At 64.8% G+C, this 22,506-nt stretch carries 22 protein-coding genes; 16 read left to right on the top strand and 6 right to left on the bottom strand.

Annotation, left to right across the window (positions count from 1 at the left end):
* Positions 1-128 precede the first annotated feature (128 nt).
* From RE429_RS13765 to RE429_RS13715, 11 genes are all read left to right on the top strand, one after another.
* Positions 129-1,109: a phosphate acetyltransferase gene (locus tag RE429_RS13765; protein ID WP_414471317.1), complete on the top strand. Its 981-nt coding sequence runs from the start codon at positions 129-131 to the stop codon at positions 1,107-1,109.
* 3 nt (positions 1,110-1,112) lie between these two features.
* The gene (locus RE429_RS13760; RefSeq protein ID WP_414471316.1) at positions 1,113-2,321 is read left to right on the top strand and encodes an acetate/propionate family kinase; all 1,209 of its coding nucleotides are present in this window, start codon (positions 1,113-1,115) and stop codon (positions 2,319-2,321) included.
* Positions 2,322-2,338: 17 nt separating this feature from the next.
* Complete coding sequence (locus tag RE429_RS13755; RefSeq protein WP_414471315.1) at positions 2,339-2,848, top strand: hypothetical protein; 510 nt, start codon at positions 2,339-2,341, stop codon at positions 2,846-2,848.
* 53 nt (positions 2,849-2,901) lie between these two features.
* Complete coding sequence (locus tag RE429_RS13750; protein ID WP_414471314.1) at positions 2,902-5,319, top strand: DUF3141 domain-containing protein; 2,418 nt, start codon at positions 2,902-2,904, stop codon at positions 5,317-5,319.
* Positions 5,316-6,122, top strand: coding sequence for an enoyl-ACP reductase FabI (gene fabI, locus RE429_RS13745; protein WP_414471313.1), 807 nt, complete (start codon positions 5,316-5,318; stop codon positions 6,120-6,122). Before RE429_RS13750 ends, fabI begins: the two co-directional genes overlap by 4 nt.
* A gap of 517 nt (positions 6,123-6,639) precedes the next feature.
* Positions 6,640-7,770, top strand: coding sequence for an AI-2E family transporter (locus tag RE429_RS13740; RefSeq protein ID WP_414474201.1), 1,131 nt, complete (start codon positions 6,640-6,642; stop codon positions 7,768-7,770).
* Complete coding sequence (locus RE429_RS13735) at positions 7,767-8,414, top strand: CoA transferase subunit A (protein WP_414471312.1); 648 nt, start codon at positions 7,767-7,769, stop codon at positions 8,412-8,414. Before RE429_RS13740 ends, RE429_RS13735 begins: the two co-directional genes overlap by 4 nt.
* A gap of 4 nt (positions 8,415-8,418) precedes the next feature.
* On the top strand, positions 8,419-9,120 hold the full coding sequence (locus RE429_RS13730; RefSeq protein WP_414471311.1) for a 3-oxoacid CoA-transferase subunit B: 702 nt from the start codon (positions 8,419-8,421) through the stop codon (positions 9,118-9,120).
* Positions 9,121-9,128: 8 nt separating this feature from the next.
* A complete protein-coding gene (locus RE429_RS13725; RefSeq protein ID WP_414474200.1) occupies positions 9,129-9,599 on the top strand; it encodes a hypothetical protein in 471 nt (156 codons plus the stop codon).
* Positions 9,592-10,824: an HlyD family secretion protein gene (locus tag RE429_RS13720; protein WP_414471310.1), complete on the top strand. Its 1,233-nt coding sequence runs from the start codon at positions 9,592-9,594 to the stop codon at positions 10,822-10,824. Before RE429_RS13725 ends, RE429_RS13720 begins: the two co-directional genes overlap by 8 nt.
* Positions 10,825-10,956: 132 nt before the next feature.
* On the top strand, positions 10,957-11,298 hold the full coding sequence (locus RE429_RS13715; RefSeq protein ID WP_414471309.1) for a phasin family protein: 342 nt from the start codon (positions 10,957-10,959) through the stop codon (positions 11,296-11,298).
* A gap of 226 nt (positions 11,299-11,524) precedes the next feature.
* Here RE429_RS13715 and RE429_RS13710 read toward each other — a convergent pair whose 3' ends face one another.
* Positions 11,525-12,502 (bottom strand): formylglycine-generating enzyme family protein, encoded by a 978-nt coding sequence (locus RE429_RS13710; protein WP_414471308.1) that lies wholly within the window; start codon positions 12,500-12,502, stop codon positions 11,525-11,527.
* Between the two features lie 260 nt (positions 12,503-12,762).
* On the opposite strand from RE429_RS13710, the gene RE429_RS13705 reads away from it, so the two are divergent.
* Together RE429_RS13705 and RE429_RS13700 are read left to right on the top strand one after the other, a co-directional pair.
* Entirely contained in the window at positions 12,763-13,119 is a 357-nt protein-coding gene (locus RE429_RS13705; RefSeq protein WP_414471307.1) for a hypothetical protein, read from the top strand.
* Positions 13,120-13,810: 691 nt separating this feature from the next.
* The gene (locus tag RE429_RS13700) at positions 13,811-14,128 is read left to right on the top strand and encodes a phasin family protein (RefSeq protein ID WP_414471306.1); all 318 of its coding nucleotides are present in this window, start codon (positions 13,811-13,813) and stop codon (positions 14,126-14,128) included.
* A 101-nt stretch (positions 14,129-14,229) separates the two neighbouring features.
* Here RE429_RS13700 and RE429_RS13695 read toward each other — a convergent pair whose 3' ends face one another.
* Positions 14,230-14,415 carry a hypothetical protein gene (locus RE429_RS13695; protein ID WP_414471305.1) on the bottom strand — a complete coding sequence of 62 codons (186 nt, stop codon included), beginning with the start codon at positions 14,413-14,415 and terminating at the stop codon, positions 14,230-14,232.
* Positions 14,416-14,856: 441 nt separating this feature from the next.
* Between RE429_RS13695 and RE429_RS13690 the strand changes: the two genes are divergently transcribed.
* A complete protein-coding gene (locus RE429_RS13690; RefSeq protein WP_414471304.1) occupies positions 14,857-15,528 on the top strand; it encodes a hypothetical protein in 672 nt (223 codons plus the stop codon).
* Positions 15,529-15,655: 127 nt separating this feature from the next.
* Here RE429_RS13690 and RE429_RS13685 read toward each other — a convergent pair whose 3' ends face one another.
* The 4 genes from RE429_RS13685 to RE429_RS13670 form a co-directional block, all read right to left on the bottom strand.
* Entirely contained in the window at positions 15,656-16,249 is a 594-nt protein-coding gene (locus tag RE429_RS13685; RefSeq protein ID WP_414471303.1) for a hypothetical protein, read from the bottom strand.
* A 359-nt stretch (positions 16,250-16,608) separates the two neighbouring features.
* Positions 16,609-17,199, bottom strand: coding sequence for a phasin family protein (locus tag RE429_RS13680; protein WP_414471302.1), 591 nt, complete (start codon positions 17,197-17,199; stop codon positions 16,609-16,611).
* 441 nt (positions 17,200-17,640) lie between these two features.
* Positions 17,641-19,296, bottom strand: coding sequence for an ABC transporter permease (locus RE429_RS13675; protein WP_414471301.1), 1,656 nt, complete (start codon positions 19,294-19,296; stop codon positions 17,641-17,643).
* Positions 19,293-20,366 (bottom strand): ABC transporter ATP-binding protein, encoded by a 1,074-nt coding sequence (locus RE429_RS13670; protein ID WP_414471300.1) that lies wholly within the window; start codon positions 20,364-20,366, stop codon positions 19,293-19,295. Before RE429_RS13670 ends, RE429_RS13675 begins: the two co-directional genes overlap by 4 nt.
* A 111-nt stretch (positions 20,367-20,477) precedes the next feature.
* Here RE429_RS13670 and RE429_RS13665 point away from each other — a divergent pair, with 111 nt between their 5' ends.
* Positions 20,478-21,449: an extracellular solute-binding protein gene (locus tag RE429_RS13665; protein ID WP_414471299.1), complete on the top strand. Its 972-nt coding sequence runs from the start codon at positions 20,478-20,480 to the stop codon at positions 21,447-21,449.
* A gap of 30 nt (positions 21,450-21,479) precedes the next feature.
* Complete coding sequence (locus tag RE429_RS13660) at positions 21,480-22,472, top strand: hypothetical protein (protein WP_414471298.1); 993 nt, start codon at positions 21,480-21,482, stop codon at positions 22,470-22,472.
* Positions 22,473-22,506: the final 34 nt, after the last annotated feature.

Raw genomic sequence — 22,506 nt, 5'->3', positions numbered from 1 at the left:
AAGCCGGATCGTCCAAGCCGGATCGTCGCGGACATGGATCCAAGCTCCGGATCCAAACTCCGCTCCGCAAGCCGTTCGGCACGCCCGGCGATCCATCGCACAGCCGGGGAGCACAGTGGGAGGCCATCATGACGGTTGCGGTTTCAGCCGAGGACACGGCACAGCAGGGTCAGCGAAGGCACGACAAGTACGACCGCCTCGTGGCGGCCGCCCGGGCTCTGCCGAGGCTGAAGGTCGCCGTGGCGCATCCTTGCGATGCGGCCTCGCTGGGCGCAGTGTTCGAGGCGGTCGACCTCGGCCTCGCCGATCCGATCCTCGTCGGACCGCAAGCCAAGATCGCGGCTGCCGCGCAGGCGCTCGGCAAGTCGATCTCCGCGATGCGCGTCGTCGATGTCCCGCACAGTCATGCGGCAGCCGAGAAGGCGGTCGATCTCGTCAGGGCCGGCGAAGCCGAGGCGCTGATGAAGGGCAGCCTGCACACGGACGAACTCATGGGCGCGGTGGTCCGGCGCGAGGGCGGCCTGCGCACGGCGCGCCGGATCAGCCACTGCTTCGTCATGGACGTGCCCGGCCACGAGACGCCGCTCATCATCACGGACGCGGCGGTCAACATCGCGCCGACGCTGGAGGACAAGGTCCACATCGTCCAGAACGCCATCGATCTCGCGCGGGCGATGCGGGTCGATCCGGTGCGGGTCGCGATCCTGTCGGCGATGGAAACGGTCAATCCGAAGGTGCCCTCGACCATCGAGGCCGCCGCCCTGTGCAAGATGGCCGACCGTGGGCAGATCACGGGAGGGATCGTCGACGGTCCGCTGGCCCTCGACAATGCCATCGATCTCGGCGCGGCGACAATCAAGAAGATCCAGTCGCCTGTCGCCGGGCAGGCCACCGTTCTGGTCGTTCCGGATCTCGAGGCGGGCAACATGCTCGCCAAGAGCCTGACCTTCCTGGCCGGCGCCGATGCGGCCGGCATCGTGCTCGGCGCCCGCGTTCCGATCATCCTCACCAGCCGGGCCGACTCGACCCTCACGCGGCTGGCCTCCTGCGCCGTGGCCTCGCTCGTAGCCGACGCGCAGCGCAATCAACTCGCCGTCCAGGAGATCTGAGCCATGATGCCCGTTCTCATCGTCCTCAACGCGGGCTCGTCGAGCCTCAAGTTCCAGGTCTACGACACGCCGGACGGCGTGGAGCCGCGCGTGGCCTTCAAGGGATTGTTCGAGGGGTTGGGCGGATCGGCACATTTCGTCGTCAAGGACGCCTCCGGAAAACTTCTGGACGAAATGACCTGGAGCTCCGGCGACCGGCTCGGGCACGAGGAGGCGCTGATGCACCTCGTCTCATGGCTGCGGCAGCATCAGGAGGGGCGCAGGCTCGCGGCGATCGGGCACCGGGTCGTGCATGGCGGAGAGGCCTTTACCGGCCCCGTGATCGTCGATGAAGACGTGGTCCAGAAGCTCGAAACGCTGGTGCCGCTCGCGCCCTTGCACCAGCCCCACAACCTGGAGCCGATCCGGATCGTTCGCCGGCGCCTGCCGGGCCTGCCGCAGGTTGCCTGCTTCGACACCGCGTTCCACCGGACCCAGTCCGAGATCGCGAGCCTGTTCGCGCTCCCGCGCGAGATGCGCGAGCGCGGCGTGCGGCGCTATGGCTTCCACGGGCTGTCCTACGACTACATTTCGTCCGTGCTGAAGGATTACGATCCACGGCTCGCCGGGGGGAGGGTGATCGCCGCTCACCTCGGAAACGGCGCGAGCCTCTGTGCCCTCGACAAGGGGACAAGCATCGCGACGACGATGGGCTTTTCGGCCCTCGACGGTCTTCCGATGGGAACGCGCTGCGGCACCATCGATGCAGGGGTCGTCTTCTTCATGCTCAGGGAGATGCAGCTCAGCCCGGAGGCGGCCGAGCGCATGCTCTACACCAAGTCCGGCCTGCTCGGCGTTTCCGGCCTGTCGAACGACATGCGTGTGCTGCGGGCCAATGCAGCGACCAATGCGGATGCCAAACGCGCCATCGACCTTTTCGTCTATCGCATCACGCGGGAGATCGGCTCGCTGGTCGCGGCCCTCGGCGGGCTCGACGGGCTCGTGTTCACCGGCGGCATCGGCGAGAACGACGTGGCGACCCGCGCCGAGGTGATCGCCGGGCTCGCATGGACGGGCCTCGCGCTCGACGAGGAGGCGAACCGTGGCGGCGGACCGAGGATCTCCGCCGGATCCGCGGCGACGGTGTGGGTCATCCCGACCAACGAGGAACTCGTGATCGCCCGACAGACGCAGAGCGTACTCGGCGCGGCGCAGGCGAGACTTGCATCCTGAAGATGGAGATTGATGCCATGGAGACCCTGAAGACCAAGCCGGACGAGAAGGCCAACCAGGAGCTTGCGGACGAGACGTTCATGTCGGCGGCGGATCTGCGGACCTACATGACCGAGATGCAGGTGGCGAAGGCCAGCAAGTCGATCGAGGGCATGGACCGCGCCGAGAAGGCGCGCCAGGATCTGATCAAGCGCCTGTCCGAGCCTCTCGACCTCACTCCCGAGAAGCTGCAGGAAATTCTCCTGCCGCTGAAGTCGAAACTGCGCTCGGCCGCGGAACGCGGCGAGACCGAGCTGATGGTCATGCGCTTTCCCAGCGCGCTGTGCGCCGACCATGGCCGCGCCATCAACAACGCGGATCCGACCTGGCCCGACACCCTCGCCGGACGCCCGCGCCAGGCCTACGAGCTCTGGCGCGATCAGCTCAGGCCCGCCGGGTTCAGGCTGAGCGCGATGATCATCGAGTGGCCGGGCGGGCTGCCGGGTGACGTCGGATTCTTTCTCAAATGGGGCGACACCAAGCAGTGAGTATCTTCGGCAGTGAGCATCTTCGCAGGCCGGTTTCTGACGGGACGGAAGCAATGCGAGACGGCGAATCCAGGATCGACGAAAGGGATGAGGGCAGGCAAGCCAGGCTGACGGCGCTTGCTCGTTCCCAAGCGAAGGTGACCGAGGTCTATCACGAGCGATGCGCCAAGGCCGTGCAGCGCTACCTCGATGCCGTGAAGGCCGCGGGGGAGCCGCTCAGGGACGGGGCGATCCGCGCGGCGTCTCCTCTCGATGTCTGGCGCGACGCCAGCGCCTATTGGCTCGATTTCACGCAGCGCTCGGTCCTGTTCTGGGACACGTTGCGCCAGCGCGGCGACAACTGGATCGAGCACGAGAAGGGCGGCAAGCCGCCGCTGCTGGCCTTCGACTGGGAGATGATCGCCGACGCCCGGACGTTCGAACGGCCCGTGAACTACGCTCTCGTGCGCATCGTTCCGCCGGCCGGAATCAGGACCGACCCTGAACTCAGGCCCTTCGTCATCATCGACCCGCGAGCCGGTCATGGCCCGGGCATCGGCGGCTTCAAGCAGGACTCGCAGGTGGGCGTGGCGCTCAAGGCGGGGTATCCGGTCTATTTCGTGATCTTTTTCCCCGATCCGGTTGCCGGGCAGGCCCTGGCCGATGTCTCCCGGGCCGAGGCCGAATTCCTCCGCATCGTCGGCGAGCGTCATCCCAAGACCGGCAAGCCCGTCCTGTTCGGCAATTGTCAGGGCGGCTGGGCCTCCATGCTGGTCGGAGCCGTGGAACCGGGCCTCGTCGGCCCGATCGTCATCAACGGGGCGCCGATGTCTTACTGGGCGGGCAACGACGGCGAGAACCCGATGCGCTACGCGGGCGGCATCCTCGGTGGCCTCTGGCCTGCGCTTTTCGCCAGCGATCTCGGGGGCGGCAAGTTCGACGGCGCCTATCTCGTCGAGAATTTCGAGTATCTCAACCCGGCCAATACGTATTTCGACAAGTACTATACGCTCTTCTCGAAGATCGACACCGAACCCGAGCGCTTCCTCGAGTTCGAACGCTGGTGGGGCGGCTTCTTCCTGATGAACCGGCAGGAGATCAAGTGGATCGTCGAGAACCTGTTCGTCGGCAACAATCTGGCGGACGGCGATGCCGAATGGTCCGAGGGACGCGCCTTCGACCTGCGGTCGATACAATCGCCGATCATCCTGTTCGCGTCGCTCGGGGACAACATCACGCCGCCGCAGCAGGCGTTCAACTGGGTCGCCGACCTCTACCCGACCACGGAGGCTCTCAAGGCGAACGGCCAGGTCATCGTCGGCCTGATGCACAAGAGCGTCGGCCATCTCGGCATCTTCGTCTCCGGATCGGTCGCCAAGCGGGAATATACCCAGATCGTCGATCTGATCGAGTATATCGAGCATCTGCCTCCCGGCTTCTACGGCATGCAGGTCGAGGAGCACAACACGAATGGCAGCCTGCGCTACGACGTGCTGCTGACCGAGCGCCGCGTCGAGGACCTTCACGTCCTGCAGAAATACGGCCGCAAGGACGAGATGCCGTTCGAGGCGGTCGAGAAGACCTCGGAGACGCTCGCCTCCGCCTACGAGACCTTCGTGCACCCGTTCGTGGCGCCGTTGGTGACTCCGGCCGCGGCCGGGCTCGCGAGAACGTTCAATCCGCAGAGGGTCCAGCGCTGGGCGGTGTCCGACATCAATCCCTTCCTGTGGCCGCTCAAGGGCATCGCCGACATGGCGAAGGCGAACCGGGCGCCTCGCGACAACGACGGCCCGGCGGCAAAAGCGGAACGCTGCGCCGCCGCCGTCACGTCAGCCTCTTGGGATCTCTACCGCGACCTGCGCGATGCGGCGGTCGAGAACACGTTCTTCCGCATCTACGGGCTGGCCCGCATCGGCATGGGCGCGGAAGGGGGGGAAGCCGTCGCGGAAGAGCCCGTCAACGTGCGCAATACCCCTCTGGTGAAGGAGGCGCTGGCGCACATCGAGGAAGGCGACCGGACGAAGGCCATCGTCCGCGCGGCGCTTCTGCTGATGAAGGCCGGGACCGGGCGGCGGCGGCTCTCGTCCATGAAGCGGACGCGAGAGCTCGTCGGACAGGATATCGGCCTGTTCGATCTGCCGACGGAAGCTGCCCGCGACATCATCCGCGAGCAGTCGTACATCGTCGATTTCGAACCCGTGAAGGCGCTCATGGCGCTTCCCAAACTTCTGCGAACCCCCGAGGACAGGCGCAGCCTGCTCGATCTGCTCGACCGCGTGGAGGGCAGGATCGAGGCCAACGAGAAGCAGGTGAGGCTGCTGGGCGAGATCCGGCGCCTCCTCGCCGAAGACGAGACCGCACGCGAGACGAAGGCCGAGCCGATCACAGTGACGCTGGTGGAGCGCGACACGGAGGCCCGCCCCGGAACGGCGGCAAGGCGGGGCTCCGCCCGACGCGCCAGCGTCACCCGACGCACGAGGGCAAACTCATGAACGACCGTCCCACCGAGCTGACCGAAATCGCCATTCAATCGAAGATCCTGCACGGCAAGCGGGCTCTCGTCGTCGGAATCGCCAACGAGCGTTCGATCGCCTATGGCTGCGCGCGGGTGTTCAGGGAACTCGGCGCCGACCTCGCCGTCACCTACCTCAACGAAAAGGCCAGGCCCTATGTCGAGCCTCTCGCCAAGGACCTCGGAGCGTCGATCTTCGCGCCCTGCGATGTGGCTCAGGCCGGACAGCTCGAAGCGGTCTTCGAGCAAATCCGCGAAAGCTGGGGCAGCCTCGACATCGCGCTGCATTCCATCGCGTTTGCGCCGAAACAGGACCTGCAGGGGCGGCTCGTCGACAGCTCGGACGAGGGGTTCAAGGTGGCGATGGACGTCTCGTGCCACTCCTTCATCCGCATGGCCCGGCTCGCCGAACCGCTGATGCCCGACGGCGGTACGCTCCTGGCGATGAGCTATCACGGCGCCAACAAGGTGGTTCCGAACTACAATCTGATGGGGCCCGTGAAGGCGGCGCTGGAGAGCGCCGTGCGCTATCTCGCCTATGAGTTGGGCGACAAGCACATCCGGGTTCACGCCGTGTCGCCGGGACCCCTGAAGACGCGGGCGGCCTCGGGGCTGAAGGATTTCGATGTTCTCCTGTCCGAGGCCATCGAGCGGGCGCCCATCGGCGAACTCGTCGATATCGACGATGTCGGCCTCACGGCCGCCTATCTGACGACGCCCTTCGCCAGGCGGCTGACGGGGACCACCACCTATGTCGACGGAGGGCTGAGCATCATGGCGTGAGGCGAGCCTCGCTCGTGAGCGCCGGTCGAAGGGAGGTCACGATGACTTTCGGTCGCTTCCATCTATCCAGGTGCCTCGGCGTCGCTGCATTCGCCGCCGTACTGGCAGGCACCGCATGGGCCCAAGAGCCAAGCCAGGCACCAGGTCAAGTACCAGGTCAAGTACCAGGTCAGGCACAAGGTCAGGACACTTCAGCGCCTGCTCCCGCCAAGCAGCGGCAGCCGACACAATCCTCCGTTCAGGGGCAGAGCGGCGGACAGGAGGCGAAAGCCGACAAAGGCGTGTCGGAAGCCGACAGGAAGGTGCGCGAGATGGATCGCCGGATGAGCCACACCCTTCGTAGCGTCTGTATCGGCTGCTAGAGCATCGAACGCAAAAGTGGGAACCGGTTTTGCGTGAAAAGATGCTCAACAACAGAGACTGCCGGCATCGGATGCGGGTTCGATTCCGCGTCCGATGCTGTAGCGGCCGTCACATTGGGAGAGAGTCGTCACATCGGGAGAGAGTCTTGCGTTCAGTGGATCCGCGCGACACGATGAACAGCCGGGAAAGGGCCTCCTCTCTCGATGTGGGCTATGTGGAGAAGGCGCTCGGGCTCGTGCTGCTCCTGGTGCTGGCCGTCGGCTGCATCTACATCCTGACGCCGTTCCTCAACGCCATCTTCCTCGCCGTCACGCTGTGCGTGTCCACCTGGTCTCCGTTCCGGAGGATCGAGACATGGCTGGGTCGGCGTCCGACCGCCGCTGCCCTGCTCATGACCTTGATGACCGCCGGTCTGCTCGTGCTCCCGCTGCTGACCTTGGGTGCAAACCTCGCCGACGATGTCGCCCGGCTTGCCGTGGCCGTCCGCTCCGCCATCGATCAGGGGCTGCCGCCGCCCGGCTGGCTCGGACGCATACCTTTGATCGGGCATGAGGCGGAGCAGGTATGGCTCCAGGCAGTCCAGCAGGGCAAGGGGCTTGCACCCGTCATCTCGCCCTATCTGGGGCCGTTGCGGGAATGGGGGCTGCGTCAGGGAGCCTCGCTTCTCTCGGGCACGCTCCAGGTGGGCTTCGGCATCGTGCTGGCCTTCTTCCTGTACCGGGACGGCGGCTATGTGGAGCGCCGTCTCGAATGGGCGATGGCGCGCCTGGGCGGCTGGCGGGCGCACCGGGTGCTTGAGACCGCAGGCGCCACCATCAAGAGCGTGGTCAACGGGGTTCTCGGCACCGCGCTGGTGCAGGGCATCCTGCTCGGGTTCAGCTTCTGGGTCGCGGGCGTTCCCGGCGCGATCGTGCTGGGCGCCGTAGGCGTGGTGCTGACGCTGCTGCCGATGGGGCTCGTGCTGCTCTGGCTGCCAGCCGCCCTGTGGCTGATGTCCGACGGCCAGACCGGATGGGCCGTGTTCGTGATGGCTTGGAACGGCCTTTTCGTCGGCAGTCTCGACAATGTCCTGCGCCCATACCTGATCAGCCGCGGCATCCGGATGCCGACGGTGCTGATCTTCCTCGGTGTGCTCGGCGGTCTGCTGACCTTGGGAATCATCGGTATCTTTGTCGGCCCCGTGCTGCTGGCGGTCGCCCATACCCTGTTTCAGGACTGGGGGCGCGCCGGCGAGACCGTGCACGATCGGGCCGGCGCACGTGCAAAGGGGAGGGAGCCTCGATGAAAACGATCAAGCTCCAGGATGCCGTTGCGATGATCCCGGCCGGAGCGACCCTGATGGTCGGCGGTTTCATGGGCGTCGGAACGCCTGAGCCGCTGGTCGACGAACTCGTGCGGCAGCAGAGAGGCGATCTGACCGTCATCGCCAACGACACGGCGGCGCCGGGGATCGGCATCGGTAAGCTGATCACGGCGAAACTGCTCCGACGGGTGATCGTGAGCCATATCGGTCTCAACCCCGAGACGCAGCAGCAGATGCTGGCCGGCGAACTGCAGGTGGACCTCGTTCCGCAGGGCACGCTCGCGGAGCGCATCCGCGCCGGGGGCTACGGCCTCGGGGGGATCCTGACCGCGACCGGCATCGGCACCGTCGTCGAAGAGGGCAAGCGGAAGATCGATGTCGATGGCCGGTCCTACCTGCTGGAGCCCGCCCTGCGGGCCGATTACGCGCTCGTGCACGCGTTCATCGCCGACTACCTGGGCAACCTTGCCTATGCCCTCACGGCGCGCAACTTCAATCCGCTGATGGCGATGGCCGCCGACACCGTCGTGGCCCAGGCCGAGAACATCGTTCCGATCGGAGTCGTTGCGCCCGACCACGTCATGACTCCCGCTCCGGTCGTCGATTATCTCATCGCGAAAGGGTAAGGCCATGGATGCGCAATCCCTCATCGCCAAACGCATCGCACAGGAATTGCGGGATGGCGTGCTGGTCAATCTCGGAATCGGCATCCCGACCCTCGTGGCCAACTTCGTCCCCAAGGGGATCCATGTCTTCTTCCAGTCCGAGAACGGTCTCATCGGCACCGGCCCGGTGCCGGAACCCGGCATGGCGCTCCCGTGGTTGACCGATGCGGGCGGGAAACCCGTGACGGCCCTTCCGGGCGCGTCCACGTTCGACAGCGCCACGTCCTTCGGACTGATCAGGGGCGGGCATCTCGACATCACGGTGCTCGGCGGCCTTCAGGTCGACCGGCACGGCCGCCTCGCGAACTGGATGGTTCCGGGCAGGATGGTGCCCGGAATGGGCGGCGCCATGGACCTCGTGGCCGGAGCCAGGCGCGTCATCGTCGCCATGCAGCATACGGCCAAGGGACGCCCGAAGATCGTCCGGGAGTGCTCGCTCCCGCTCACCTCGGACCGGCCGGTCGACCTCGTTGTCACGGAACTCGCGGTGATCGGCTTTCCTGAGGGGCGAGCCACTCTTCTGGAAATGCATGAAGGGGTCACCGTCGAGGAGGTCGTCGCCGCAACCGAGGCCGAACTCGCAATCTCCCCTGAACTGTCAAAACCAACAATCGCGAGGGTCGCGTCCGGCGCCGACGCCAAGCCCTTCGTGGGAGACGCCCTATGACCCCATCGATAAGTCCATCGATAAATCCTGCGGCACCTCATCATCTTCCCATCTTCATCGCCGGGCCCGACGGGACCGACGTCCTCATGACGGTCATGGCGGTATTCCTGGTGCTCGCCGTACTGGCCGTCGGCCTCCTCTTCCTGCGGCTGCATACCTTGCCCGAGCGCATGGCCCACAAATCCAAGAAGATCCAGTTCGAGCTCGTGGCCGTGCTGGGCCTGCTGTCCCTGTTCACGCACATGCACATCTTCTGGGTCGTGGGTCTGCTGCTCGCTCTGATCGACATACCCGACTTCGGCTGGCCGCTCCGCAGGATGGCGGGTTCGCTCGAGAAGATCGCCGGCATCCCGCCGGGCGAGGGCGCGAACGACGTACCGGAGGACGGTGTTCCCCCCGTACCGCCGGGCGAGGGCACGGCGGAGGCGGCGACGACCGTCACTCCCTATCGCGTGCCGAAGGAGCAGTCCCATGCTTGAACTCCTTCTCTGTTCGCTGCTGACGATCCTGCCGGACTATCTCTATCGCCGCTACGCCCAGGGCAAGCGGATCGGCAAGGAGATCACGCTCTATTCGGTGTGGTTCGAGCTGCGCTGGGGCATCGTCACCTGCGCGATGCTCACCGTCGCCCTGATCACGACCGTTTTCTACAACCACCCCTCCACGAGCAATGCCACGGTGTTCTTCCGGACCATCCCGATCCTGCCGGAAACCAATGGGCGCGTCGCTGAGGTCAATCTCGGCTTGAGCGGCGAGGTCAAGCAGGGGCAGCCGATCTTCCGGCTCGACAGCGCCAAGCAGGAGGCGGCGGTGGAGACCGCCCGCCGCAAGATCGCGGAGGTCGATGCCGAACTGGTGGCGGCGCGGGCCGATGTCGCGGCGGCCGAAGGCCGGATCATCGAGGCCCGGAGCGCCCATCAGCAGGCGCTGGACGAACTGGCGACCAAGCAGGAGATCTATCGCCGCAACCCGGGCGCCGTCGCCATGCGGGACATCGAGAAGCTCCAGGTCGCCGTCGAGGGGCGCCAGGGTGGCATCGACGCCGCCGTTGCCGCCAAGGAGCAGGCCGAGACGCGCATCTCCACCCTGCTTCCCGCGCAGAAGGCCAGCGCCGAAGCCGAGCTGGCTCAGGCCGACGTGGACCTGCAAAAGACCGTGATCCGGGCCGGTGTCAATGGCCGGGTGGAACAGTTCACGCTGCGGGTCGGCGATGTCGTGAACCCGCTCATGCGCCCGGCCGGGGTCCTGATCCCGGAGGGCGCCGGGCGGGGGCGCCTGCAGGCCGGCTTCGGGCAGGTCGAGTCCCAGGCGCTGACGCTCGGGATGGTCGCCGAGGCCACCTGCGCGTCGAAGCCATGGACGATCATCCCGATGGTGGTCACCGGAGTGCAAAACTACATCGCTGCCGGCCAGCTCCGCAGCGGCGAGCAGCTGATGGAAGCCCAGCAGGTGACGCAGCCGGGAACCGTTCTCGCCTTCCTGGAGCCGCTCTACGAGGGCGGGTTCGACAGCGTCACGCCCGGGAGCAGCTGCATCGTCAACGCCTATAGCAGCCACCACGAGGAAATCATCGCCCCGGAGACCGGCACGATGCGGGGACTCGTGCTTCACGGGATTGATGCCGTCGGGCTCGTGCATGCCATGATCCTGCGCATTCAGGCGCTGATGTATCCGATCCAGATTCTCGTGCTCGGTGGGCACTGAGATCAACCTGGGAGGAGAGCGATGGCGACCATGGTGATGATCGCTCCCGCTGGGAGGCGGATTCTGCCATCGGCCGCCTTGTGCAGGTGAAGACGACCCTTTCGTTCTGAAGCGGAAAAAGGAGGACGACCCATGACCATCATGTCAAAGACATCGGGAGCATCGGAGAGGCTGCGCGGCGGTATCGGGATGGCGTTGCCCGATGGCGACGGCCGGGCTCTGACGAACGCTTCGGAAGCCTGGTTCGCCGCCACCGCCGAATGCCAGCGCGAGATGCTCGGCTTCATGTCCATGAGGCTTGAAAAAGACGGCGAGGCGGTCCGGGAAATGATGGGCTGCAAGACCATGGCGGATGCCGCATCCGTTCACTCGCATTGGGTGGAGGAAACCCTTCGCGACTACAACGCCGAGATCACCAAGCTGATGACGATCTACAGCAACTCCGTCAGCGGCGGAGCGAGCCTGAAGAGATGACGGCCTGCTTGCTGAAACCGCCGACCGAAAGATCCTGCCCGCGTCTCGACGCCACGCGCGGGATCCGGGCCGTTGCCCCGCAGGCCGAGGTGCTGATCCCGAGGTGCTGATCTTCACCATGCACGAGAACGAGCCGCTGTTGAACGCTTACCTGGCGAAGGGGCATGTTCCCGGCGGCACCCTGACGGCGCGGGAGCGCAGCGTGGTCCAGCTCATATCGATCCCTTCACGATCGCGCCGGAACGTCTCCTTCGCGGCGGACGCAGCGGAATCCGATATGGCTCGTCGAGGTGTCGATGGGGTGCGGATGCCGGGCGGCCGGACGATAGCGGCGGCAGTAATTCGGCGCGCACAGGTGTGAGCCTCCCTTCACGACCTTGCGGGGAATCCTGATCGCGGGCTCGCGCGGATCGTAGCTGCTGTCCTCCCGTCCGCCACGAGGGTTCTCCGGGATGCAGCAGGCCTTCTGCGCATCCTCGGGATGCCTCGGGCTGTACCAGTCGCCCGTCCACTCCCAGACGTTGCCGATCATGTCGTACAGGCCGTAGCCGTTGGGCGGGAACGATCCGACCGGCGAGGTGCGCTCGTAGCCGTCGAGCATCGTGTTCTGGAACGGGAACTGCCCCTGCCAGGTATTGGCCATCTGCCGCCCGCCGGGCGTGAGCTCGTCGCCCCAGGCGAACTCCTTGCCCTCGAGGCCGCCCCGGGCGGCGAACTCCCATTCGGCCTCCGTGGCCAAATCCTTGCCGGCCCAGCGGGCGTAGGCGAGGGCGTCGGTGTAGCTGACATGGACCACGGGATGGTCCTCCAGTCCCTTGAGGTTGCTGGTCGGGCCGTACGGCCGCTTCCAGTTGACCCCGAAGGCGAAGGTCCACCATTGGCTCCAGTCCCGGAGGTCAACGGGGTGGCCGGGCGGGGTGAACAGCAGGGATCCGGCCCGCAGCATCTCCTTCCTGGCGCCTGGATAGTCCCTGGCATCGGGCACCATCTCGGCCGTCGTGACGTGGCCCGTGGCCTGGACGAAAGCCTTGAACTGGCGGTTGGTGACAGGTGTCGCGTCCATCCAGAATGCGTCCACGCTCACGCGGTGGACAGGCGCCTCCTCGGGGTAATGGTCGTTCGATCCCATGGCGAACGTGCCGCCCGGAATGCGGACCATGTCGTCGGCGGTCGATGGCTTCGGGGTGTTGGCTGCATGCTTCATGGGATCGATATGGGGTTGAGGGGGGCAGGGCGGAAGGCTTGCGGTGCTCGGGCGTGCGATGCCGCAGATCGGCTCTGAGCCTCCTGAGATCGGCGGCAAGGGCACGGCCTTCGATCTTAGACCAATGTGCGGCAGGAGGGCGGCAGCGGAACACGAAAGCTTCGAGATTTTCCATGGCGGCTTTCGTATCCGACCATTCCTTCGCGGGAAGGCGTGATCGCCAGGTGACATAGGCTTGGTAGGTGACATAGGCCTGGTAGGTGCGGTCAGCCTCACCCGATCTCGCGGCCTTGAGCAAGCCCCTGAAGGCGGCGCCCTCGGACCTGGAGCGCTGGTCCCGCTCCTCGCGCCACCGGCTGAGCGCGCCGGGACCGAGGCGCCACGCGAGCCACCCCAGGAGGCAGGCGGGAACGAGCACGGCGAGCGCTGCTCCCAGATCCCTCCCGGTGAACCGCCGCAGGCCGAACGGGCGGACCGGCGACGCTTGCGTCGGGATCGCGGAAACCGTGACGGCGCGGCCGGCTGCGCGCTCCTCCCGCGGCGCTGCGTTGCGAAGATCCCACCACGGCTGCGTCACGGCGGGCAACGCGTACGAGCCGGGACGCTCGAACACGTAGGTCAGTGTATCCGTCCGCCGCCCCGTCAGGTTCCCTCGGGCGATCCTCTCGCCGATCACGGCGCCCTCGGTGGGGCTCGCGGTCTGCCGGATGACGGCGTCCTGCTCAGGCTGCGGATTGAACCGTTGCCCGGCACGAGCCCGCTCGACTTCCTTCAGAGCTTAGGAACGCCGCCAAAACACGCCGCCAGTTTTTCTCAGGGACCGTCTCCAACTGTCAGTCCGATGGCCCAATCGGTCAAGCACATCGGGAGGGAGCGCTCATACTGCTGTCGCTGCGTCGGTTGGGCCTCTCCGACGTCGGTGGAGTGTGCCCGGCAGAACATTGGCCACCGGCGATGGATGCCGTGGCTCTTAGAGCATCGGACGCAAAAGTGGGCACCGGTTTTGCGTGAAAAGATGCTCAACAACAGAGACTGCCGGCATCGGATATGGGTTCGATATCACGCCCGATGCTGGAGAGCTTGAGGCCTTGCCGGCAATCGGATCCGCTTTTCGCCGAGCCCTCGGTTCCTCACGGTGCGTGAGTGGCGGAAACCATCGGAGGGCCGCGCACTCGACGTGCTGACAGGGTGCATCGCGCAGGAGTGCCGTTTCGCCGTTCGTCTCCTGGAAGACAGCGGTGACAAACCATTCGACTTGAGCCTGTTCGAGGAGGATTACGAATGACAACCGCGTCAAAGAGGTCGTCGATGTCGGACACGACTCGCAGCGCCACCGAGCGGGCGATGCCGATGGGTGACGGTCAGGCTGTAGCGAGGGCTGCGCAAACGTGGCTTTCCGCCACGAGCCAGTGCCAGCGCGAGATGATGGATTTCATGTCCAGGCGTCTCGAGAAGGACGGCGTAGCCATGCGGGATATTCTCGATTGCCGGAACCTCGCGGATGCAGTGACGCTTCATTCACACTGGATGGAGGAAACACTCCGTGACTACAACGCCGAGATGTCCAAATTGATGACCATCTACAGCCATTCCATGAACGGTGGAGAGTCGGGCAGCGGGCGATAGCTACCGGCAATGGATCGGAGCGCTCCTTCGCATGCTCCCATGATCGATGCCGTGCCGCCTGCACGGTCAAACGGGTTGCGCTGCTGTCCTGCGCGGGCGCGTCAATTGAGGCGACGGTCGGAAATCGCCTCCTTGAAATGGACCAGCTTGTGGAGCTTGTGGCGATCCACCCCGAGCTCTCCGGCCCATTCGCTCAAGGCGGAGCTGTAAAGCTGGGCGAGAAACCGCGTCGGGTTTTCTGCACCGCCCCTCAGCCTTACGAGTTCATTCAGAGCTTGTTTCAGCATTGCACGATCAACGGGCATTGTCGCAACTCCCTGTAGCATCGGACTTGAAATGTCGAATCCACTTTTGGGATTCCATCCGATGCTCCCTTCTTGGATCGGCGCAGCGTGCGGTCTCGAAGGGCGCGTCCCTGAAAAACGGGTCCGCCTTTTCGCGCGATGTGCCAGAACATGGACAATTTGCGGACTGAGGCTCGGGCTGTCAAAAGCGCAAAAGGCTTAAGAAGCCTTAAGAAGCCTTCATCGACCCACGGCTGCTGCGGCTCGTCTGACGGTAACGTGAGACGTTCGGCAGGGTTGTGGAGTCCGGCGGGTGCGCCGAAAAATTATCGGCCAGCTTGTCCCAAGTGATCAAGCAAGGGAGGCTCAAGCCGATCATCATGTCCCGTTCACTGCGGCTTGTTCGGCTGGTGTCGCGCGCCTGCCGGTGAACAGGAGGGTAAGATGAATCGATTTCTCGTAGCTCTGGGTGCCGTTGTAGCAGGGGCCTTGATCGTGCCGGGCGAGGCTGCTGCCCAGCGAGGCGGCGGCTCCCACGGGGGCGGCGGCTTCGGCGGCGGCGGGCGCATCGGAGGCGGCGGTTTCCAAGGCGGATTCGGTGGCAACCGCCTGGGCGGTTTCGGCGGCTCCAGCTTCTTCTTTCCTCAGGGCGGGGGGCGCTCCTTCGGCGGGTACTCGCTTCGTACGGGCAGCATCGGCTACGGGCCGCCCGTCGGCATGGTAGGCGGCGGCTTGATGCGGCAGGGCGTCGTTCCTGGGACATTCCGCTCTCAAGCCGGATTCGCGCCGGGAGCCATCGAGGGGCCGAGGGGAAACTTCCGGCCCGGCATCGGTACCTTTCCGGGCCGTCCCGGCTATTTTCCGCGTTATGGCTGGAACAATCCGCGATTCGGGTGGCGCTACCGGAACGGCTATGGCTGGGGCTATCCCTATTATGGCCTCGCGCTCGGGGCCCTGGGCTATCCGTATGACTCCGATTACGGCTATTACGACTATTACGACAATCCGTATTACGATGTGACCTATGGCAATGATTGCCGCTGGGTCCTTCGCCGCGTCGTCGGTCCCAATGGCGGTATCGTGACCGGGCGCGTTTGGGCCTGCGACGCCTATTGAGAAGCCACGATGTCGGCACGACGATCGAGAGACGTGCGACAGGGCAGGCGAGGATCCGGTTCTCGCCTGCTTAGGACTTTTCTGCCGATCATCGCCGCGTGAGCGGCTTCATTATTCGGCGAGCCGCTTATCGGAAGCGACGGTACGCTACGCGTGTGCCGCCAAAGCGCGGTCCGACGAAGCGTGCGCCACCAAAGCGCGGGCCGACGAAGCGTGCGCCACCAAAGCGCGGCCCATAGAAGCCCCGATAGGCACCATAGTAGCGAGGTCCCCAGAAGGCGCGCCGTGTATAGAAGCGCGGGCCGAAATAGGCCCTGCGCGGAAAAAAGTAGCCGGGCGGATAATAGGCCGGCGACCGGTAATAGTACGCGGGGGCGTAATAATTGTACCCTGGCCAGGGCCCGTAATAGCCGTAGCCGTAACCCGGATAGCCCCATCCGTAAGCGGGAGTCGTCGCAGCGGCTGTGAGCAGCCCTCCGAGGATCGCTCCGCCGACCAGACCGGCGGCCACACCGCCTCCGCCCCAGCCCCAGCCGCCGCCCCAGCCGCCACGCCAGCCGCCCCAGCCGCCACGCCAACCGCCCCAGCCGCCGCGCCAGCCGCCGCCCCAGCCTCCTCCGTGCCAGCCCCAGCCGCCACCTCTCCAGCGTTGCGCATTCGCCGTTTCGATGCTGCCGGTCACCATGAGGATGGCGACGGCGACCGTTGCAAGTTTGCGCATATCAGCCTCCCTGACGCATCATGCCGGACCGAAGGTCCGCGTCAGCGGAACATGGATCCGGCGCATCGGATCAGGATACCTCACTCAGGCGTTCACGCTTGATGAAATGGGACAGGTCCTTGACAATTTGAGCCACTCTCTCCGGCAGCCCATATCGTCGCATTCAGGGCCCTGTGGGATCCAGGTTCGATGCTCCCCTCCTGGAAAAAGCGCATCGTTCCTGCGAGAAACCGGGGCCACTTTTGCGCCCGATGCGCTACAGCATCGGACGTGACATCGGACCCATATCCGATGCCGGCAGTCGCTGTTGTTGAGCATCTTTTCACGCAAAACCGGTACCCACTTTTGCGTCCGATGCTCTAGGCGTTCACGCCGGTGCGGCGAGCCCACGGGGCGACCGTCTCCATCTGAACCGTGGTGCGATCGGGCTGGACGGACAAGGTCATCGATGCTTCGTCGGCCATCCTGATCGCGACCTCGGCAAGCCGCTGAAAGCTCTTCAGGCTCTGATCGAGATTGTCGAAGGCAAGCGAACTCTGGATCGCGAGAAACTCGTCCGTCGAGCGGCAGCAGACGAGAGCATTGAAACTGTCGAGGTTTCGCGTCAGCCGTCTCTGGTGGAAGCGGAGCCATTCGCGGGAGAGCTCTTCGAAGGCACTGGCGAGAACCGTGCCGGTTTCGGCGACCGCCCGAAGCCTGCGAACCGATTCTTCGATCGTCCGCTGGGCGTCTTCGTCGCTATCGGAGCCGCCATTCGTGGGTTGACGGGACGAGTGCCGGGCCAGTTCCGGCATCGCGCAGGCACTGGTTTCCACCGTCTCCTGCACAGTGCGTGCAATGGTTTGCAGGCTTTCGATGCTGGCGCGGAGCGCACCGGCGATGTCGTTCGTCATCCGTTGCGCGGTCTCGTTCGGCTCAAGACTCAGCTTCGCCTCTTCCCTCATCGGCATCCATCCTCTCACAACAAATTCGTGATTGCTGTCCTGGAGATCCCTCGTCGGCCGTCATCCAAGGTCGCTTGGGTAAGCGGGATGAGGCTGAAAGCACTCGTGCCTTAGGCTCACCGGTCCAGCCTGGATCGGAATTGTCCTGACAGGGCGGACGAGCCCGCCGCACGTGCGCGACGGGATCCCGGCATGTGAAACATGAACGAACTATTCCGCGACCCTATATCTGCAGAGGCTGCGTCGCTTGATCGATGCGGACAATCTCTTGACAGTTCGGGCCACCGAGATGGGCAATAGGCCGCAATGTCATGGATGGGGCGCGAGTTTGCGCATGGCGCATCGTGCGGCCCTTCGGGTCCGCACGATGCGCTCTTTCCAGGAAGGGAGCAGAAGAGGAAATCCCAAAAGTGGATTCCCCTTGTCGCGTCCGATGCTCCAAGCCGGTCAGAGGAGGGCGCTTTCCTTCCGGCCCGACAGATGGAAGGCTGCGTAGACGGCAACGACCGTCATCGTCAGAAGGATCGTCGAAAGGGCCGATGCGGTGCCGTATTCACCGTCCATGACCGAGAGATAGATTCGCACCGGCATGGTGACGGTGCTGCCCACATAGAGGACCAGCGAGGACGACAACTCGTTCATGGCCGTGACGAAGCTCATGAGGGCGCCGGCCATGATGCCGGGCAGGATCAGCGGCACCGTCACCTTCAGGAAGGCCTTGCCGGGGGAATAGCCGAGGCTCACGGCCGCATCCTCGAGATTGGGGCCGACCTGCTTCAAGGCGGCAGCGACCGAGCGCGCGGAATAGGGAAGGCGCCTGACGAAGACCGCCATGATGATGATGAGGCCCGTCCCGGTCAAAGCGAGCGGTGGCTCGTTGAAACGGGTGATGAAGGCGATGCCCATGACGATGCCGGGCACCACGTAAGGGACCATCAGAAGGGCGTCGAGAGCGCCCGTCGCGATTCCGGGACGTCGGGAAATGAGGTAGCCGATCAGGGTTCCCGTGATGACGATGGCCACCACCGCGACGGAGGAGAAGATCAGGGTATTCCAGATCGGATCCGAGACCGTCGAGATGACGCGCTCGTAGCTCTGCAGGCTCACGCCGGGCTGGAACACCGGCCCGCTCGTGCGGCGGAACGAGAACAGCACCACGATGATGGCCGGGAGCGCGCCGATGATCACGATGGCGTAGGCGAGGGCATGGAGGCCCAGGGCCTCGATGCCCCGGACGCGCATGCGTTCCGGCTTCTTGATCAGGTTGCTGTGATAGACGTTCTTGCGAAGAACCCAGCGCTGCCCGAAAACGACGATCATCGAGAGAACGATCAGCGCGATGCTCAGCGCCGAGGCCATTCCCGGATTGCCGCCCACTTCGCTGCCGTAGAGATTGAAGGCCTCCGTGGCCAGCACGTTGAAATCGCGCCCGATGATGCGCGGAGTGCCGAAATCCGCGATGGAGAGAACGAAGGTGAGAAGCGCGCTTGCGGAGATCGCCGGCAGGATCAGCGGGAGCGTGATCGTGAAGAGGCGCTTGAACGGGGAGACGCCGAGGCTCTCCGCCGCTTCCTCGACGGAGCGGTTGATCGATGCGAGCGCGCCCGACGTGATCAGGAAGACATGCGGGAAGAATTTGAAGGCGAAGACAAGGATCACGCCCGCCGCGCCGTAGAGAGGCGGAATGGAGATGCCGATCTCGGCCAGTCCCTTGCGCACCACGCCGCTCGCGCCGAACAGCACGATCCAGGCATAGGCGCCGATGAAGGGCGGCGAGACGAGCGCCACGACAGCGAGCGTTTGAATGAGGGCTCGGCCGTAGATATGAAAGCGCGTCGTCACGAAGGCGAGGGTGACGCCGAGAACGAGGGCGCCCGCCATGCCGCCGAAGCCGGCCAGCAGGGTATTTCCGATGGCGCGCTGATAGGCTTTGACGGTCGCGATCTCGACATAATGGACGAACGAGAAGGCCCCCGTATCGTTGTCGATCAGGCTGGCGCGGAGGACCGACGACAAGGGCCAGATCAGCAGCGCGATGAGGATCACCCAGGCCGCGATCAGCACGAAGGTCCAGATGTCGAAGCGAACGCGCCGTTTCATCATGGCCGTCCCGCCTCGATCACGTCGCCGTTGGGGCTAAAGAGGGCGATCTTCGAAAGCGGAAGCCGGACCTCGACGGAACGCCCTTCCATCGCGATGAAGTCGTGTGTCGGATCGGCCACCTGGGCCACGATCTCGCCAGCCTCGGTCCTGAGGGTATAATGAGCCTCGCGGCCGAGGAAGGTGACCTTCATCACCTCGCCCTTCAGCGTGATCGTCTCGCCGTGCGCCGCCTCGAGGGAAAGCTGCACGTTCTCCGGCCGGATGGCGACTTCGACAGCGCCGGATTGGCCGGAAGGATAAGCGACGGACTGGCCGCCGACCGTCAGGCGTCCGTCTGCGAGGCGCCCCGGAAGGAAATTCATGGTGCCGACGAACGAGGCCGCGAACCGGCGCAGGGGCTTGCGGTAGATCTCGAAGGGCGTCCCGATCTGCTCGACATGGCCCTTGTTCATCACGCAGATGCGGTCGGAGACTGCAAGGGCCTCCTCCTGGTCGTGCGTCACGTAGATCGTCGTGATGCCCAGGCGCCGCTGGATGTCGCGGATATCTTCACGCAATTCGATACGCAGTTTCGCATCGAGGTTCGAGAGCGGCTCGTCCATGAGCAGGAGGGTCGGGCGGATCGCCATCGCGCGGGCGAGGCCGATGCGCTGCTGCTGGCCGCCCGACATCTCCGCCGGAAGGCGGCTCTGGTAGCCGTCGAGGCGCACCATCTTGAGACTCTCGGCCACCCGCGCCTCGATCTCGCTTTTGGGAAGCGAGCGGGCCTTGAGGCCGAAGGCGACGTTGTCTGCAACCGAAAGATGTGGAAAGACGGCGTAATCCTGGAACACCATGCCGATGTCGCGCTTGTGCGCGGGCTTGTGGTCGATCCGCTCGCCGTTGACGACGATGTCGCCACGATCCTGATGCTGAAAGCCCGCGATGGTGCGCAGAAGCGTGGTCTTGCCGCAGCCGCTGGGCCCCAGAAGCGTGAAGAATTCCCCCGATGCGATGTCGAGATCGATGCTTTCCAGGACCCGAACGTCCTTGTAGCTCTTGGCCAGCCCCTGGATCTTCAAATCGGCCACACCCGGCTCCCTTGTTGGTTTATCCACGCCTTGGAAGGCTCTGACTTTACAAAAGTTACCGCCTTCAGCAACATGCTCTTACCTGGCTAACGAATTCCCCGGGAGGATTTTATGTTGAAAGTCGGACTGACCGCGGGCGTACTGCTCGCGTCTCTCACAACTGCGGCCATGGCCCAGGACAAGACTGTCGTGGTCTATACCGCTCATAAGGCATCCATCGTCGATGCACTAGTGCCGAAGTTCGAGAAGGAAACCGGCATCAAGGTCGACGTGGTGAAGGCCGGATCGGGCGACATCATCAAGCGCGTCAAGGCCGAATCGTCATCCGCGAAGGCGGACGTGATCTGGAGCATCGGCGGCGAGCAGCTGGAGGACAACAAGGACCTGCTGGCGGTCTACAAGCCGAAGGAGGACGACGCCATCCTGACGACCTACAAGGTCAGCCCGGAATGGATTCCCTATACGGGTATTCTGCTCGTCATGGCGGTCAACAACAAGGAGTTGAAGCCTGCCGACTATCCCAAGACCTGGGCCGAACTCGGCGATCCCAAGTGGAAGGGCAAGATTTCGTCCGCCCGCGCCGATACGTCGGGCTCCAGCTTCCAGCAGCTCGCGACCGTGCTGATCGGTCATGGCGACAAGGGCTGGGACGTCTACAACAAGATCCTCGCCAACACGAACCTGTCGGATTCCTCGGGCGCCGTTCCGCGCTACGTCAATGACGGCGAGGCGCTCGTGGGCCTGACCCTCGAGGACAACGCCCTCGATTACGTGAAGGGCGGCGGCAATGTCGCGATCGTCTATCCGGAAGACGGATCCTCGACGGTGGCCGACGGCGTCGCTCTCGTGAAGGGCGCGCCGCACGCGGATAACGGCAAGGTGTTCATCGATTGGCTTCTCTCGAAACCCGTGCAGGAGCAGCTCGTCTCCGAGATCGGGCGTCGCTCGGTCCGCAAGGACGTGACCGGCTCCGGTCTCAAGCCCATCGGCGAAATCAAGCTCGTTGACTACGACATCAAGAAGGTGGCACAGAGCCGCAACGATTGGGTCGCCAAGTGGAAGTCGGCTCTTCAGAATCGTTGAGCCGCCACCGCTTGAGGTCATGAAGCCGACATGCTGATCGAAGCATTCTCCGAGGCGAAGAATCCTGCCGCGCCTCATGCCAATGAGGACCAGATCGTCATCCTGCCGGGCCGCGCCTATGCGGTCATCGACGGGGTCACGGATCGACTCGGCACCCGCTACGAGGGAATGCTCTCCGGTCAGTATGCGGCCGTGACCGTCAAGCGCGCGCTCGAACACATGCTGAGCGCGCCCGAAATGCGTATGGACGGCCTTGCCGTCGTCCATGCGCTGACGGCGGAAATCGCCGCGGCCTACAAGGCGTTCGGGACCGCCGAAAAGGTCCTCACCGACTGGAACCTGCGTCTCTCGGCGGCGCTGGCCCTCGTGCTCGTTCAGGCCGAGACCGTGGACGTGATCCTTGTCGGCGACAGCGGCGTGCGGATCAACGGCGAGCACATTCTGCGGGTGGAGAAGGATCTCGACCTGATCACGTCCATCCTGCGCCGGCAGGCATGGCCCGTGATCGGCGAGAAGACCTCCGATCCCGAAAAGCAGGAGCAGGTGTCCCGCCGCGTCACCTGGCACGGGACGCGTCAGCCTCTCGACGCCGTCGCCGATACCCTCGATGCCGACGATATGGCCCTCATCGAGAGCCGCGCCATCGCGGCCAATCGCGAGGCGCTGCCGCATGTGGCCCTAACCGATATCGAAAACCTCGTGCGGGGCGGCATCGTCAATGCGCAGGGCGGCTATCAGAACAATGGCTCCCTGCAGCTCGGCTACCCTTGCATCGACGGTTTCGAAGTGCCGCAGCACATGATCAGGATCGAGCGGTTTTTGCGCTCGGAGGTCAGGACGGTCGAGATCTACTCGGACGGGTATTTCAAGCCCGGGGACGGGTTCGGCGTGGCCGCGTGGGAGAAGGCCTTCGCCGAGGCCGAACGGGAGGATCCCGCGAAGGTGCTTCTCTACTCTTCGCCGAAGGGATCCACGTCATCCCATTGGGCGGACGACAGAACCTATCTCGCAGTCGAGTTCTGAAATTCGGCGGACCTTTCGTCCATGATGAAGGATG

Source organism: Microvirga sp. M2, from assembly GCF_047497095.1.
Lineage (GTDB): Bacteria > Pseudomonadota > Alphaproteobacteria > Rhizobiales > Beijerinckiaceae > Microvirga.
Note: the sequence above shows the minus strand (reverse complement) of the source record. Positions and strands in the feature narration are given on the sequence as shown.